The sequence below is a fragment of the Rhizobium sp. RM genome (assembly GCF_013390595.1).
GTDB lineage: Bacteria > Pseudomonadota > Alphaproteobacteria > Rhizobiales > Rhizobiaceae > Agrobacterium.
Window position 1 is genome coordinate 840,641 of the sequence record NZ_JACAWV010000007.1, and the last position, 15,159, is coordinate 855,799.

Genomic DNA, 15,159 nt, shown 5'->3' on the forward strand with positions numbered 1-15,159 from the left:
TTTCACTCCGCTGCCTGATTGAAACCGAGCGTGGCCATCGGCTTGAACTCGTGCTTGTCGTGACCCGACACGCGCTCGGACCATGGATCGACCTGTGCGAATTTCTGACTGAAGACGAAGCGTTGGTAGTACGCCTGCCGCTTGTCGGCATCGTCCATGATCTGGCGGCGGATCTCGTCGTAACCGATGCGTTTGGCCCATTTGTAGATCCGCTCCAGATAACGCGCCTGTTCGCGGTACATCTGGGTCAGCGCGACGATATGCTCGAGTGCGGCGTCCTCGGTCGGAACCAGTCCGAGAACTTCCGTGCCCTTGATGTCCAAACCAGCGGCACCGGCAAAGTGAATTTCAAAACCTGAATCCACACAGACCACGCCGATATCCTTGCAGGTGGCCTCGGCGCAGTTGCGCGGACAGCCGGAAACCGCAAGCTTCAGCTTGGCCGGTGTCCACGAACCCCACATGAACTTTTCGATGCGGATGCCAAGGCCGGTCGAATCCTGCGTGCCGAAGCGGCACCATTGCTGACCCACACAGGTTTTGACCGTGCGAAGTCCCTTGGCATAGGCCTGGCCGGAGATGAAACCGGCCTTGCCGAGATCGGCCCACACAGCCGGCAAGTCTTCCTTTTCGATGCCGAGAAGGTCGATGCGCTGGCCACCTGTCACCTTCACCAAAGGAATGTCGAACTTGTCGACGACATCGGCGATGGCACGAAGCTCGTTGGCATTGGTGACGCCGCCCCACATACGCGGAACAACTGAGTAGGTGCCATCCTTTTGAATATTGGCATGGACACGCTCATTGATGAAGCGCGACTGGTAGTCGTCGGCATATTCGTCGGGCCAATCGCAGACGAGATAGTAGTTGAGCGCCGGGCGGCATTTTGCGCAACCGCACGAGGTTTTCCATTCCAGTTCCTGCATGACAGCAGGAATGGTCTTCAGGCCCTTTGCCTTGATGAGACGACGCACATCGTCATGGCCAAGATCGGTGCATTTACACATCGGCTGCACTGCGGCCGGATTGTAGCTGTCGCCAAGCGTCAGCGTCATCAATTGTTCGACGAGGCCCGTGCAGTTGCCGCAGGACGCCGATGCCTTGGTATGGGCGCGAACATCATCGAGCGAGGTCAATCCCTTCGCCGTAATGGTCGAGGTGATCTTGCCCTTGCAAACGCCGTTGCAGCCGCAGATTTCCGCATCATCCGGCAAGGCTGCAACGGCCGCCATAGGGTCCAGAGGGGACCCTCCCTGATAGGCCTGGCCGAAGATCAGGGTTTCGCGCATGGCGGAAACGTCGGTGGCCTTCTTCATGAGGTCGAAGAACCACGAACCATCCGCCGTTTCACCGTAGAGAACCGCACCGATAATGCGGTTTTCCTTAAGGATCAGGCGCTTATAGACACCCGCAGTAGCATCGCGCAGCACGATCTCCTCACGATCGTCGCCTTCGGCAAAATCGCCGGCGGAGAACAGATTGACGCCGGTGACCTTGAGTTTCGTATTGGTAACGGAGCCATGATATTCGGAATGACCGCCGGTCAGACGATCGGCAAGGACCTTGGCGCTTTCATAGAGGGGCGCGACAAGGCCGTAGCAGATGCCTCTGTGTTCGGCGCATTCGCCGAGCGCATAAATCGAGGCGTCTGACGTCATCATGCCATCATCCACGACAATTCCGCGATTGACAGCAATACCGGCATCCTTGGCAAGGCCGGACGCGGGACGGATACCAACTGCCATGACGACCATATCGCCTTCAATGATACGGCCGTCTTCCAGTTCGATACCCTCAACCTTGTCTTCACCAAGGATGCGCTTGGTGTTGGCCTTGGTGATAATGTCGATGCCCCGTTCGTTCAGCGCCTTTTCCAGAAGATAGGCGGCTGCCGGGTCAAGCTGGCGCTCCATGATGGTAGGCATCAGATGGATAACGGTGACATCCATGCCTTGGCGTTTCAGGCCATATGCTGCTTCGAGACCGAGAAGACCGGCTCCGATGACGATGGCGCGTCCCTTACCCTTGGCGATCTCCAGCATTTTCGTAACATCATCGAGATCACGATATGGCAACACGCCCGCCAGTTGATGCCCAGGCACCGGAATGATGAAAGGCAAGGAACCGGTGGCAATCACCAGCTTGTCGTAGGCAACGGTTATTCCGTTTGCACTTGTGACGGTTTTCCGGTCACGATCGATTTCCGTTATCTTTGCCCCCTTGTGCAGGGTGACTTGGTTGGCGGCGTACCAGTCGTCGTTATGAATGACGATATCATCATAGGATTTCTCGCCTGAAAGGACCGGCGAGAGCATGATCCGGTCGTAATTGACGCGAGGTTCTGCATTGAAGATCGTGACGTCGTAGAGGCCGGGAGCCGTTTCGAACAGGTTTTCCAGCATGCGCCCCGGTGCCATGCCATTACCGATGATGACGAGTTTTTGCGCCATTGGTTTACTCCGCGGCTTCGACGAAGCGGTGACGTTCGTAGAGGAACTTCAACACGGCTTCGCGGCATTTGAGATAGGTCTTGTCGGATGCAAGCTCGATGCGGTTTCGCGGCCGGGCCAGCGGTACCTCCAGCACCTCACCGATGTGGGCAGCAGGTCCATTGGTCATCATGACGATACGGTCGGAAAGCAGCACGGCCTCGTCAACATCGTGAGTAATCATCACCATCGTGTTGCCGAGACGGGCGTGGATTTCCATGACCGCGTCCTGAAGATGCGCGCGTGTCAACGCATCGAGTGCACCAAACGGCTCGTCGAGCAGCAGGATTTTCGGCTCCATTGCAAGCGCACGCGCAATACCAACACGCTGCTTCATGCCGCCGGAGATTTCAGACGGTCTCTTGTCCTTGGCATGCGCCATCTGCACGAGGTCGAGGTTGCGCATGACCCAATCGTGACGCTCGGCTTTCGTCTTGCTTCTGCTGAAAACCTTTTCGACCGCCAGATTGACGTTCTCGTAAACCGAAAGCCAGGGCAGAAGGCTGTGGTTCTGGAACACGACGGCGCGCTCCGGCCCCGGTTCATTGACCTCGCGATTTTCCAGCAGCACTGCGCCTGCTGACACCTTGGTCAGCCCTGCAATGAGGTTCAACATCGTGGACTTGCCGCAGCCCGAATGGCCGATGACAGAGACGAACTCGCCCTTGTCGATGGTGAGGTTGATGCCCTTCAGCACATCGGCACGGGAGCCGCCCTTGTCAAAATATTTGTCGATATGATCGAGTTTGAGATAAGCGTTCATTTGAAATCTCCTGTGAGGCAATTCCATGTGGAAACCGGACTCCCGTTTCCCTGGAATGCTGGCTCATCAATGTGCCGACGCGCCGCGAGTGATGATCTTGCCAAGCGCGGCAACCAGCTTGTCGAGCAGGAAGCCGACAACACCGATGTAGGCGAGAGCCACGATGATGTCGGGCAGGCGCGACGAATTCCACGCGTCCCAGATAAAGAAACCGATACCGACACCGCCCGTCAGCATTTCAGCTGCAACGATGGCGAGCCAGGAAAGGCCGACGCCGATCCGCAGGCCGGTGAAGATGTAGGGTGCCGCCGAAGGCAGCATGATCTTGTAGAAAAATTCCAGCTGGTTGAGACGCAGAACCTGCGCAACGTTGCGGTAGTCCTGCGGAATATTGCGAACACCAACGGCGGTATTGATGATCACCGGCCAGATCGACGTGATGAAGATAACGAAGATCGCAGACGGATTGCTGTCTTGAAACGCAGCCAGCGAAAGCGGCAACCAGGCCAAGGGCGGCACCGTGCGCAGCACCTGAAAAATCGGATCGAGACCACGCATGGCCCAGATCGATTGGCCGATGACCGCACCGACAACGACGCCGACGACGGCCGCAAGCCCGAACCCATAAGCAACACGCTGAAGTGATACGAGCACACGCCAGCCGAGACCGATATCCTGCGAACCAAAATTGAAGAACGGCGATACGATCAGGTCGTAGCTTTCCTCGAAAACCTGGCTGGGAGGTGGCAAAGACGCGCCGGGGGCGGAACAGAGCAACTGCCAGATGCCAAGCAACAGAGCGAGTACGACAAGCGGCGGCACAACGTTTCGCGTTGCTGCAGCGCCCCATTTTTGCAGATGAATCCTTTGCGCCGGCTTCGCCGACAAAGTCACGACATTTGCTTTCTGCGCAGTCGATTGCTGCGGCTCTTCCTTGAATTTACGGGCCAATGCGGACATGGCAATTCCTCTGGATTTCAGTTGTGACTGGGACCTCGCCCCTCACCTTGCCATCGGCGAGTGAGGGGCGAGGCCACGACTCCTCCTCAGGAGGCTGCCTTGATGGAAAGACTGTCGAGATAGGCGGACGGGTTGTCTGGATCGAAAACCTTGCCGTCGAAGAAGGTTTCCTTGCCGCGTGACGCGGACTGCGGAAGATCAGACACGCCAAGTTCCTTGGCGGCCTCCATCCACAGATCCTCGCGGTTGACCTGAGCGACCAGAGCCTTGATGTCCGTGTCGGGCGCGAATTTTCCCCAGCGAACGTTTTCGGCAATGAACCAGCTATCATGGCTCTTGAACGGATAAGAGGCATGGTCCTGCCAGAACTTCATCTGCAGGCCGGTGTTTTCGAGACTACGACCGTTGCCGTAATTGATGTTGCCTTTCAAGCGACCAAGCACGTCTTTAGGCGGAACATTGAACCATTGGCGCTTGCCAAGGATAGTCGACATCTCCTCCTTGTTGTCCATGCTGTCGCACCATTGCTGGGCTTCCAGAACGGCCATGAGCAACGCCTTGGTGGCATTCGGGTTCTTCTCGACCCAGTCTGCGCGCATACCCAAAGCTTTTTCGGGATGTCCTTTCCAAAGCTCGCCGGTGGTACAGGCTGTAAAGCCGATGCCCTGATTGACGAGTTGTTCGTTCCAGGGTTCGCCCACACAGAAAACGTCCATGTTGCCAACCTTCATGTTGGCGACCATCTGCGGTGGAGGAACGACGATCGTGGAAACGTCCTTGTCTGGATTGATGCCGCCAGCGGCCAGCCAGTAGCGAATCCACAAGTCGTGAGTACCGCCGGGGAACGTCATGGCGGCCTTGATTTCCTTGCCCTCGGCCTTCTTTTTCTCAAAAGCAGCCTGCAGCTTCGAGGCGTCGAGCTGCACACCCGTCTCTGCATATTCTTTCGCAACAGAGATTCCCTGACTGTCGAGGTTCAGCCGCGCCAGGATCGTCATCGGCACCGGCACGTTGTTTTGCGTTACCTTGCCGGTATGCATGAGGTACGGCATCGGCGTGAGGATATGTGCACCGTCAATGCCGTTGGCGGCACCACCGAGAACCATGTTATCACGCGTTGCCCCCCAGGATGCCTGTTTCAGAACTTCAACATCCGGCATGCCGTGCTTGGCGAACAACCCTTTTTCCGAAGCAACGATCAGTGCCGCGGCATCGGTCAGAGCGATGAAGCCAAGCTTTGCGCCCGTGACTTCCGGCGTTGAGGTGGCCGCGAAGGCGCCCGAGGGAAATGCCGCACGTGCCGCAGTCACGAGTGCCGCAGTGGCTGTCGTCTTCAGGATGGTGCGGCGGCGGCTGATGGAGCCCGAGAGTATTGTTTTCATCGCATGTTCCCCTTGTCTGGCCACGCTTGGGACGTGACATTGTCGTTTGCGAAAAAAGCCTGAAAATAAAAAAACGCCGCTCGGTCCTTGCGCCTGCGGAACGATGCTCCGGGCAGCAAGACCTTGCGACGTCGATGTCTTTGGAAAACGCTTATCGTGCGCTTCTTTTACCCCGGTCGCCGTTGACCGGTGCGATTTTAGAGAAGCAAAGGGCGTGCCAGTTTTTTCACATTGACATAAGTAATTGACAATTATGGGCTATTTATCGAAATCGAAACAACGCCTGTTTTTTAATCGCAGAAATAACCGCCTGCAATTTGTGCTCCCCATGGAAAAGGGCGCTTCAATTTTGCGCAGATCGCAGCGTGTGACGGTAATCAGGCCTCGCTGCCAGCCCCTGATGTTCCCGCGCTGCGAACGGCGAAACCGTCCACATAGCGCTCGATCTGGGCAGGATCGAAAACGAAACCGTCGAGAAAACGGTCTCCTTCTTCTGCACCCTCAATCCTGATATCAGCGCCTGCAGGCGCGGCATCATCGCCGAGCGCCAGGTGATAAATGTCCGGCCGATATGCGGATGTCGCCGCCTTTACGCCAGCTTCAGAAAAACTGGCCTGCCCCCACCGGATCATCTGGCTATAAATCCAGAGCGCCTGGCTCTGGCGGGGATAATTTGCGTGACCTTCGTGAAACACGAAATACTTGTCAATCACCCGCTGATTGCCCAGGCTGTCTATACTGAACTCTCCAGCAAGGACGCGACGAATGATGTTCTCAGGTGCATCGATATACCGTTTATCCGCCAAAGCTCTGCTGAGATCGTCATGGTTTTCCGGTTTGTCGCACCATTTAGCGGCCGCATCGAGAGCAAGCAGAAGGCGGGACACCGTTTCCTGCTGACTATCCGCCCATTCAGGCCGCATACCGATGACTTTTTCCGGCGCCGACGGCCACAGATCCTGCTTGGCAGCGACGATGCGGCCAACACCGCGTTCGGCAGCAACGATATTCCATGGTGCGCCGACACAAAATCCATCGATCGCGCCTGCAGCCAAGGCGTCCGAGGTCAAGGGCGGCGGGACGACCACAAGCTTCACATCGTGATCGGGATGGATGCCTCCAGCAGCAAGCCAATAACGAAACTCGTAGTTATGCGACGAAAATGGATAGGTCATGCCAAGCGTCGGCTGAGGCTCACCCCGCGCCCGCATGTCATCGAGAACGCGTTTCAAGGCAAGCGCATTGTCGAGCGCTCCTGCCGTTTCAGAAATTCCAGTCAACGCCTTCATCCGTGCAAACAGGCGCGTCGATAGCGTAATGGCATTGCCGCCTTTGCCCAATGAAAAGGGCGTAACAGTTGGTGACGGGTTCGAACCGAGCTCGAGCATCGAAGCGACAGGCATTGGCGAGAGCATATGGGCAATGTCGAACTGGCGGAACGCCAGGCGATCGCGCACATTGGCCCAGGAAACATCCTTGACGAGATCGAGAACAAGCCCTTCGCGCTCTGCAAAACCGAATTCAGCTGCAGCGATCAGAACGGAAGCGTCGACAAGCGGAATGAACCCGGCGCGCAAGGTTCTCTGCCGGTCGTCACCGATGATCGCCGGAGAGGCGACGTTTGCTATATCGCCGCTCGTGCCGGGTTCCGTTCCATGCCCAGTCATACCGTTCACTCCACATTGTCGCCGGTCCGGCCGTTACATCAGCAGACCCGCAGCCGTGACCACGCTTTGCGCAATCTCGGAGATTTTTTTCTTTTCATTCATTGCCGTCTGGCGCAGCAGCGCAAACGCCTCCTCCTCGGAAAGACCACGCATCTTCATCAGAATGCCCTTGGCACGTTCGATGAGCTTGCGGTCCTCCAGTGCCGATTTGGCATCGGCCAGTTCTCGCTGCAGACGGCTGAACGCGTTGAAGCGGCTAACCGCCATATCAAGGATGGGCTTCACCCGCTCCTTTTTCAGACCATCGACGATATAAGCCGACACGCCTGCTTCGACCGCAGCTTCAATGGACGCCGTATCCGACCGGTCGACAAACATCGCGATCGGCCGCCCGACCGTGCGGGTCAGTTGAAAAAGGTGCTCCATCATATCGCGATTGGGATTTTCGAGATCAATAACGATCACATCCGGCTGCAGCGTCTCGATGGTTCGCGCCACGCCATGCACCTCGTGAATGACGGTGACACGGTGATGCCCGGCTTCGCGAAGGCCCTCCTCGATAATGGAGGCGCGGATCGCATTTTCATCTATGACAAGAATGGTAAGGTCGCGAAGCGTCATAATCGAATAGATGACGCACCGCAGCAAACTTGGCAATCACGTCGAACGCAAAATCCGGCAAACGGACAGCGCCGTTTCAGGAAATCGTCAGGACGCGTATTCCACGGCACGTTCCAATGCCTTCAGGACCGTACGCTCGGAAAGATTGAGGTAGATGTCCATTTCATCACCAGCCTCACCCGTCCGCCCCTCTTCCACGAGGGAAAGGATCTTGTTGTTCATGTCCACAAAAGGGGAGTGAAGCATCTCGGGGTCTTTCAAAAGCCCGAAACAAAGGCGTAGTTCCGCGGCGATCCGCTCGTAAAAATCGCTCAACCGTCCACTATCGAGAAGATCCACGACGGCGGCATGGAATTTCATATTGGCGCTGCCAACTCCGTGCCAATCGGCCTGGTCGCGCTTGACCTTGGCTTCCTCGACCGCCTTGCGCATGATCTTCACCGCATGGTGTTTATGCCATGCCTGGCGCAGCGCACCGGATTCGATCATGCGGCGCACGCGGTAGATGTCAATGACCGATGCCATCGAAGGAACGGCGACAAAAACGCCACGGTTGGCCTCATGACGCAAAAGGCCGTCCTTCGTCAGCAGACGAAAGGCTTCGCGCAAAGAATTGCGTGACACGTCAAAACGCTCACTGAAGGCTGCCTCGGAAAGACGCTGGCCAGGCTTCAGTTCACCGGAGATCAGCAGAATGCGAATATCCTTGGCCAGTCGATCGGCAAGCGGCAGACCTTCCACAGTTTCCGTCATGACGCTCCTTTCCAGATAACAAGGCAGTGCGGGAGACCGTGGCGGCGGTTGCGGACACGGTTACGATTGCCATTAGCACAAACACCGGGCAAAGCACGCAAAATTGTGATGAAACACTCAGCACAACGTCCAACAAATAAGCATATTAAAAGAACAATATGATATGATTGTTGAACAATATTGACAATTCTGCAGAACGCGACAAGATTGTCCTCCATAAAGCATCCGCGAGGGGCGGATCGCAGCACAGGATGGGAGAAAATCCATGCAGCAAACGAAGCTCGCACAGAGCGTCGACACCATACGATCCCGGCGTTCATCCTTGATGGCAGCCATCTTCCTGATGGCAACATCGGCCATCGGCCCTGGCTTCATCACGCAGACCGCGACATTCACCACGCAATTGGGTGCCGCTTTTGCATTCGGTATTCTTGCATCCATCCTGATCGATTTTGTCGTACAATTGAATATCTGGCGGATCGTGACGCTGACGCGCATGCGTGCTTCCGATATTGCCAATGCTGCAATTCCCGGCTCCGGTTATCTGCTTGCAATTCTCGTCATCGTTGGCGGCCTTTTCTTCAACATCGGCAACATCGGCGGCACCGGTCTTGGCCTCAACGCCATCTTCGGCCTTGATCCAAAGATCGGCGGCGCGATCAGCGCCCTGTTCTCCATTGCCATTTTTGTCTCCAAGCGCGCTGGAATGGCGGTCGATCGCTTCATCATATTCGCAGGCATCCTGATGATCGCGCTCACCCTCTATGTCGCTTTTGTTTCTCAGCCTCCAGTCGGTGATGCCTTCCGGCAGACGTTCCTGCCTGACACCATCAACTTCGCAACCATCACGACCATTGTCGGCGGCACGGTCGGCGGCTACATCACCTATTCCGGCGCACATCGTCTGCTGGATCGCGGCATGGTCGGCATTGAAAACCTGCCGGCCGTCAATCGCGCCGCTTTGACGGGCATCGCCGTCACCGGCGTCATGCGTTATGTGCTGTTCCTTGCCATCCTCGGCGTCGTTGCCAGCGGTATTGTCATCGACACCTCCAGCCAGGCTGCAAACCCGGCGGCACAGGCCTTCCAGCACGCCGCTGGCGATCTCGGTTACAGACTGTTCGGCGTCATCTTCTGGGCCGCAGCCATAACAAGCGTCATCGGTGCGGCCTACACGTCGGTGTCCTTCATCACCATTTTCAAGCAGGACATCACCGAGCGCGCCCGCAACCTGGCGACCGTTGTTTTCATCGCCATCTCGCTTGTCTGCTACCTGCTCATCACGACGCCTCCCGCAGCTATGCTGGTCTTCGTTGGCGGCCTCAACGGCCTCATCCTTCCAATTGGCCTCAGCATCTTCCTGTTCGCCGCCTGGAAACGCGAAGACCTGATGGGCGGCTATCGCTACCCGCGCATCTTGCTGATCCTCGGCGTTCTGACCTGCGCCCTGACATGGTACATGGGCTATAAGTCCGCCGGCACGATCTTCGGCCTGCTTGGCCTGTAATACGACAAAAGGGAGAAACGACATGGCCGCCATCGACCTCAACAGCGACCTCGGAGAAAGCTACGGCGCATGGAAAATGGGGGATGACGCAGCAATGCTCGCCGTCGTTTCCAGCGCCAACATCGCCTGCGGTTTTCATGCCGGCGATCCGGCCGGTATTTACCGCACCGTCAAGGCTGCTGCCGAGAAAGGCGTCGTGGTCGGCGCTCATGTCTCTTACCCGGATCGCGTCGGCTTCGGCCGCCGCGATCTCGACACCACCTCTGAAGAACTGATTGCCGATGTCATCTATCAGATCGGCGCGCTCAAAGGCGTTGCCGCCGCCGCCGGCACCGCCGTTCGATATGTCAAACCCCACGGCGCACTCTACAATCGCATCGCCAATGATGCGAAACAGGGCCAGGCTGTCATTGATGGCATCAAGGCAGTCGATCCGTCGCTCGTATTGATGGGCCTCGCGGGCGCGCCTATTCTGGATCTTGCCCGCAAGGCTGGACTGGCCGTCGTCGCGGAAGCCTTTGCCGACCGCGCCTACACACCGCAGGGCCAGCTGGTCTCGCGCCGCGAAGCAGGCGCCGTTCTGCACGACACCACAAAGATCGCTGACCGTATGTTGCAGCTTGCCCGTGAGGGTACCCTCGAAGCCATCGATGGCAGCATCATCAAGATCGAAGCACAGTCTATCTGCGTTCATGGCGACAGCCCAGGCGCGGTTGCGATCGCGCAGGAAATCCGCCGCCGCTTCGAAGCGGAGGGCGTTGAAATCCGCTCGTTCGTTTCAGGCGTCTGAGGAGCAGCACATGACCATTCCCACCTCCTTCCTCAAACACACGAATGCGCAATCTGCACGGGACGCGCGTGCTACCTATCGCGGCGGCCTCGTTCAGCCGACATCTGGCGTTGCCCCCGGTTTCACGCAGGCAAACATGATTGTCTTGCCGCGTGACTGGGCATTCGATTTCCTTCTTTACGCGCAGCGTAATCCGAAGCCATGCCCGGTGCTCGATGTCTCCGACCCTGGCTCGCCGACCACCCTGCTTGCGCCGGGTGCGGATCTCCGAACCGATCTGCCGCTTTATCGCATCTGGCGTGACGGGAAACTCGTCGAAGAAACAGCAGATGCCACTGCAGCCTGGGCCGAACGCGACGATCTCGTCGCCTTTCTGATCGGCTGCAGCTTTACCTTCGAGACACCCATGGTCGAGGCCGGCATCGAAATCCGCCACATGACCGACAAGACCAACGTACCGATGTATCTGACCAATCAGCCTTGCCGTCCCGCCGGACGCCTTAAAGGCAATATGGTCGTCTCCATGCGGCCGATCCCGGCATCCCGTGTCGCCGATGCTGCGACCATATCCGGTCGTTTTCCCGCCGTTCATGGTGCGCCCGTTCATATTGGCGCGCCGGAAGAAATCGGTATTGCCGATCTCTCCAAACCGGAATTCGGCGATGCGGTGCGTATCGAACCCGGCGAAGTTCCCGTCTTCTGGGCGTGCGGCGTCACCCCGCAGGCGGCCGTTATGGCGTCCGGCGTTCCCTTCGCCATCACTCATGCACCGGGCCATATGTTCATCACCGACATCCCCGATTCTGCCTATCATGCGTGAGGACAGCATGCGTTTTCTTCCTGTCAGCCTCACCACCCTGCTTGTCGAACTGGCCGACCTTGACCAGACGCTTGCCTTGTTCGCCTCTCTCCAGGCCGACCCGATCGAAGGTATCGACGAAACGGTTCCGGCAGCGCGGACGCTGATGATCCGTTTCCGCCCGAATAAAATCAGCGCCGAGACACTGGCGGCCCTGATCGCGACCCGCGACCTCTCGGCCAAGATTGCTCCTTCCGAAAATCTCGTCGAGATCCCCGTCCATTACGACGGTGAAGATCTTGGCGATGTTGCCGAACTAACGGGTCTGAGCGTGGAAGAAGTGATCCGCCGGCACACTGAAAGCGAGTTCACTGTCGCTTTTTGTGGTTTTGCCCCCGGTTTCGGTTATCTCGTAGGCGGCGATCCCGCACTTCACGTCCCGCGTCGCCAAAGCCCACGCACCCGTATTCCCGCAGGTTCCGTCGCGCTCGCCGGCGCCTTCAGTGGCGTATATCCGCAAAACAGCCCGGGTGGCTGGCAGATCATTGGCACAACGCCGTCGAAGATGTGGGATATCGACCGTGATCCCGGCGCACTTTTCCAGCCCGGTTATCGCGTCCGCTTCTTCGATCTGAACAAGGCAGGCAAGACGGTATCCGTTGGTGTGCCAGCGCCGCGTAAAAATGAGACGGAAACAGACAGAACAGCACCGCACTTTGAAGTGCTCGCCGCACCGATGCCGGCGCTCTTTCAGGATCTCGGCCGCTTTGGCCAGACCGGACAGGGCGTTTCGGCGTCCGGCGCACTCGACCAGAGCGCTTTCAACGCCGCGAACCGTATTGTCGGCAATCCCGCCAATACACCCTGCCTCGAACTGACGCTCGGCGGTTTTTCATTCAAAAGCTCAAGCCGGACCGTCATCGCCACTGCCGGAGCGCTTTGCCCGATCACCATCAAGACTGCAGCCGGGCACACAATCTCTGCCGAACCCTACGCCCCTGTATCGGTAGATCCCGGCGATCTCGTGAGCTTCGGCCAGCCGCCCAAAGGCATGCGCTGCTATCTTGCCGTGCGCGGCGGTTTCAAGGTTGATCCGGTCCTTGGCAGCTTTGCCACCGATACGCTGGCCGTTGTCGGTCCGCAGCCCGTCACGGCCGGTTCAATTCTCTTCCTCAATGTAGAGACGTCCGGCCTCTCCAGTCTTTCGATCGACGAAATCCCGGCTTTCACCCCCCCTCAGCCCGGCGATGTGGTGACACTCGATGTGGTCCTGGGACCGCGCACCGACTGGTTCACACAGAAAGGTCTCGACACACTGACAGGCCAGCTATGGCAGGTAACGCCACAGTCGAACCGTGTCGGCATCCGCCTTTCCGGCGAAATCCCGGTTGAGCGGAAAGATAGTGCGGAATTGCCAAGCGAAGGCACGGCAACAGGCGCCATTCAGATACCGCATAGCGGCCAGCCGGTCCTGTTCCTCGCCGACCATCCATTGACCGGCGGTTATCCGGTTATCGGTGCGGTCGCCGAATATCACCTTGACCTTGCCGGCCAGATCCCGGTCAACGCAAAAATCAAATTCCGGCCCATTGGCCCCTTCGCCGAAATTTCGGCGAACGAGAACACAGAATTCCGAGGAGAACAGCGATGAAGAAAGTCCTGATTGCCAATCGCGGCGAGATCGCGGTGCGCATTATCCGCGCATGCCGCGACTACGGCATCCAGTCGGTCGCCGTCTACGCCGACCCGGATCTGGACGCACTCTTCGTGCGCCTTGCAGATGAGGCTTATGCGCTGGAAGGTGTACGCCCTGCGGAAACTTATCTCGACATTTCCAAGCTGATCGCCATTGCAAAACGCGCTGGCGCCGATGCGGTACACCCCGGTTATGGTTTTCTTTCCGAGCGTGCCGAATTCGCGCAGGCAGTGCTGGATGCGGGCCTGACCTGGATCGGCCCGGACCCCAAGGTCATCGAAGCACTGGGCGACAAGGTGGAAGCACGCCGCATTGCCACCAGTGTCGGTGCGCCGTTGGTTGCAGGCAGCGACGGTCCGGTCTCCTCCTCGGCAGAAGTCATCGCCTTTGCCGAAGAATACGGCCTTCCAGTCGCCATCAAGGCAGCACATGGCGGCGGCGGTCGCGGCCTCAAGGTTGCCTGGAAGATGGAAGAAATCGCCGATCTCTATGAATCTGCCGTCCGCGAGGCAACGGCCGCTTTCGGCCGCGGCGAATGTTTCCTTGAACGTTTTCTCGACCGGCCTCGCCACATTGAAGCACAGGTCATTGCCGACAAGCACGGCAATGTGCTGGTTCTTGGAACGCGCGATTGCTCGCTGCAACGCCGCAACCAGAAACTGATCGAGGAGGCGCCAGCACCGTTCTTGTCTAAAGAGCAGCGCCAGAAGATCCATGAGGCCGCTAAATCGATCTGTGCCGCTGCAGGCTATTCGGGTGCCGGCACTGTCGAGTTCCTGCTTGGCGTCGATGGCACGATTTCCTTCCTTGAGGTCAATACCAGACTTCAGGTGGAGCACCCTGTCACCGAAGAGACCACAGGCATCGATCTGGTTATCGAGCAGTTCCGCATCGCCGAAGGCGAGACCTTACGCGTGCTGGAAACGCCCGAACCACGTGGCCACTCCATGGAATTCCGCATCAACGCCGAAGATCCTGGCCGTGGCTTCCTTCCGACCCCAGGCGAAATCACTCTCTTCGATCCACCATCCGGCCCCGGCATTCGTATGGACAGCGGGGTCGTCAGCGGCTCCTCCATTCCAGGCGTGTTCGACTCGCTGATGGCAAAGCTGATCGTAACTGGTGCCAACCGCGATGAGGTTCTGCGTCGCGCCCGGCGCGCGCTGAAGGAATTCCGCATAGAGGGCGTGGCGACTGTGCTGCCGTTCCACCGCGCAGCCATCGACACCGAAGACTTTATTGGTTCTGACGGCTTCAAGGTGCACACGCGCTGGATCGAGACGGACTTTGCCGCCATGCCAGACGCGATGGAGCGTCCCGAACCGGCAGTTGATCCGTCCATGACCCGCACTTGGCTGGAGATTGACGGCAAGCGCATTTCCGTTGGTTTGCCGAACATCTTGCTGTCAGCTCTCGGCACGGCCGGACGTATCGACACCGCCGCAGCCGAAACGAATGGCCAGAAAAACGACGACGGCGTCGTCGCACCCGTTTCCGGAACTCTTCAATCCTTCAAGGTCGAGGATGGCGCCACGGTTGCCGAAGGCGATCTTCTGGCTGTGATGGAAGCCATGAAGATGGAGACGCAGATCACGGCGCCCCAGGCAGGCAAGGTCCGCCTTCTAGCCAAAGAAGGAGACTATCTGCAGGCAGGTGCAACGCTGCTTCAGGTTCTGAACTGATCATTGTGTTAGCCTGGCCGGTCAGCCAGTCTCCGACAGCGAAAGATAAA

General features: G+C 58.0%; 12 protein-coding genes. 5 read left to right on the top strand and 7 right to left on the bottom strand.

Translation table 11 applies throughout. The features are described from left to right. Positions 1-2 precede the first annotated feature (2 nt). The 7 genes from nirB to HWX89_RS08440 all read right to left on the bottom strand — a co-directional run bounded on the left by nirB (position 3) and on the right by HWX89_RS08440 (position 8,635). On the bottom strand, positions 3-2,450 hold the full coding sequence (nirB, locus tag HWX89_RS08410; protein ID WP_138791947.1) for a nitrite reductase large subunit NirB: 2,448 nt from the start codon (positions 2,448-2,450) through the stop codon (positions 3-5). A gap of 4 nt (positions 2,451-2,454) precedes the next feature. Next, complete coding sequence (locus HWX89_RS08415; RefSeq protein ID WP_138791946.1) at positions 2,455-3,252, bottom strand: ABC transporter ATP-binding protein; 798 nt, start codon at positions 3,250-3,252, stop codon at positions 2,455-2,457. A 66-nt stretch (positions 3,253-3,318) separates the two neighbouring features. After that, positions 3,319-4,212, bottom strand: coding sequence for a nitrate ABC transporter permease (gene ntrB / locus HWX89_RS08420; RefSeq protein ID WP_138791945.1), 894 nt, complete (start codon positions 4,210-4,212; stop codon positions 3,319-3,321). A gap of 86 nt (positions 4,213-4,298) precedes the next feature. Next, complete coding sequence (locus HWX89_RS08425; protein WP_138791944.1) at positions 4,299-5,594, bottom strand: CmpA/NrtA family ABC transporter substrate-binding protein; 1,296 nt, start codon at positions 5,592-5,594, stop codon at positions 4,299-4,301. 377 nt (positions 5,595-5,971) lie between these two features. Further along, a complete protein-coding gene (locus HWX89_RS08430; RefSeq protein WP_138791943.1) occupies positions 5,972-7,261 on the bottom strand; it encodes a CmpA/NrtA family ABC transporter substrate-binding protein in 1,290 nt (429 codons plus the stop codon). Between the two features lie 33 nt (positions 7,262-7,294). Further along, positions 7,295-7,882, bottom strand: a complete 588-nt coding sequence (locus HWX89_RS08435; protein WP_138791942.1) for an ANTAR domain-containing response regulator — start codon at positions 7,880-7,882, stop codon at positions 7,295-7,297. A gap of 87 nt (positions 7,883-7,969) precedes the next feature. Then, positions 7,970-8,635, bottom strand: coding sequence for a GntR family transcriptional regulator (locus HWX89_RS08440; RefSeq protein WP_138791941.1), 666 nt, complete (start codon positions 8,633-8,635; stop codon positions 7,970-7,972). Between the two features lie 265 nt (positions 8,636-8,900). Between HWX89_RS08440 and HWX89_RS08445 the strand changes: the two genes are divergently transcribed. The 5 genes from HWX89_RS08445 to HWX89_RS08465 are packed head-to-tail and all read left to right on the top strand — an operon-like array spanning position 8,901 to position 15,109. After that, positions 8,901-10,142, top strand: a complete 1,242-nt coding sequence (locus HWX89_RS08445; protein ID WP_138791940.1) for an NRAMP family divalent metal transporter — start codon at positions 8,901-8,903, stop codon at positions 10,140-10,142. 22 nt (positions 10,143-10,164) lie between these two features. Further along, positions 10,165-10,932, top strand: a complete 768-nt coding sequence (locus HWX89_RS08450) for a LamB/YcsF family protein (RefSeq protein WP_138791939.1) — start codon at positions 10,165-10,167, stop codon at positions 10,930-10,932. A gap of 10 nt (positions 10,933-10,942) precedes the next feature. Then, positions 10,943-11,752 (top strand): putative hydro-lyase, encoded by an 810-nt coding sequence (locus tag HWX89_RS08455; RefSeq protein ID WP_138791938.1) that lies wholly within the window; start codon positions 10,943-10,945, stop codon positions 11,750-11,752. 7 nt (positions 11,753-11,759) lie between these two features. Next, the gene (locus tag HWX89_RS08460; protein ID WP_138791937.1) at positions 11,760-13,382 is read left to right on the top strand and encodes a 5-oxoprolinase subunit B/C family protein; all 1,623 of its coding nucleotides are present in this window, start codon (positions 11,760-11,762) and stop codon (positions 13,380-13,382) included. Beyond that, positions 13,379-15,109, top strand: coding sequence for an acetyl/propionyl/methylcrotonyl-CoA carboxylase subunit alpha (locus HWX89_RS08465; protein WP_138791936.1), 1,731 nt, complete (start codon positions 13,379-13,381; stop codon positions 15,107-15,109). Before HWX89_RS08460 ends, HWX89_RS08465 begins: the two co-directional genes overlap by 4 nt. Positions 15,110-15,159 lie beyond the last annotated feature (50 nt).

Bases quoted from the DNA above. Each gene is read 5' to 3' on its own strand.
- nirB (WP_138791947.1), bottom strand. From the start codon at position 2,450: ATGGCGCAAAAACTCGTCATCATCGGTAATGGCATGGCACCGGGGCGC.
- HWX89_RS08415 (WP_138791946.1), bottom strand. From the start codon at position 3,252: ATGAACGCTTATCTCAAACTCGATCATATCGACAAATATTTTGACAAG.
- ntrB (WP_138791945.1), bottom strand. From the start codon at position 4,212: ATGTCCGCATTGGCCCGTAAATTCAAGGAAGAGCCGCAGCAATCGACT.
- HWX89_RS08425 (WP_138791944.1), bottom strand. From the start codon at position 5,594: ATGAAAACAATACTCTCGGGCTCCATCAGCCGCCGCCGCACCATCCTG.
- HWX89_RS08430 (WP_138791943.1), bottom strand. From the start codon at position 7,261: ATGACTGGGCATGGAACGGAACCCGGCACGAGCGGCGATATAGCAAAC.
- HWX89_RS08435 (WP_138791942.1), bottom strand. From the start codon at position 7,882: ATGACGCTTCGCGACCTTACCATTCTTGTCATAGATGAAAATGCGATC.
- HWX89_RS08440 (WP_138791941.1), bottom strand. From the start codon at position 8,635: ATGACGGAAACTGTGGAAGGTCTGCCGCTTGCCGATCGACTGGCCAAG.
- HWX89_RS08445 (WP_138791940.1), top strand. From the start codon at position 8,901: ATGCAGCAAACGAAGCTCGCACAGAGCGTCGACACCATACGATCCCGG.
- HWX89_RS08450 (WP_138791939.1), top strand. From the start codon at position 10,165: ATGGCCGCCATCGACCTCAACAGCGACCTCGGAGAAAGCTACGGCGCA.
- HWX89_RS08455 (WP_138791938.1), top strand. From the start codon at position 10,943: ATGACCATTCCCACCTCCTTCCTCAAACACACGAATGCGCAATCTGCA.
- HWX89_RS08460 (WP_138791937.1), top strand. From the start codon at position 11,760: ATGCGTTTTCTTCCTGTCAGCCTCACCACCCTGCTTGTCGAACTGGCC.
- HWX89_RS08465 (WP_138791936.1), top strand. From the start codon at position 13,379: ATGAAGAAAGTCCTGATTGCCAATCGCGGCGAGATCGCGGTGCGCATT.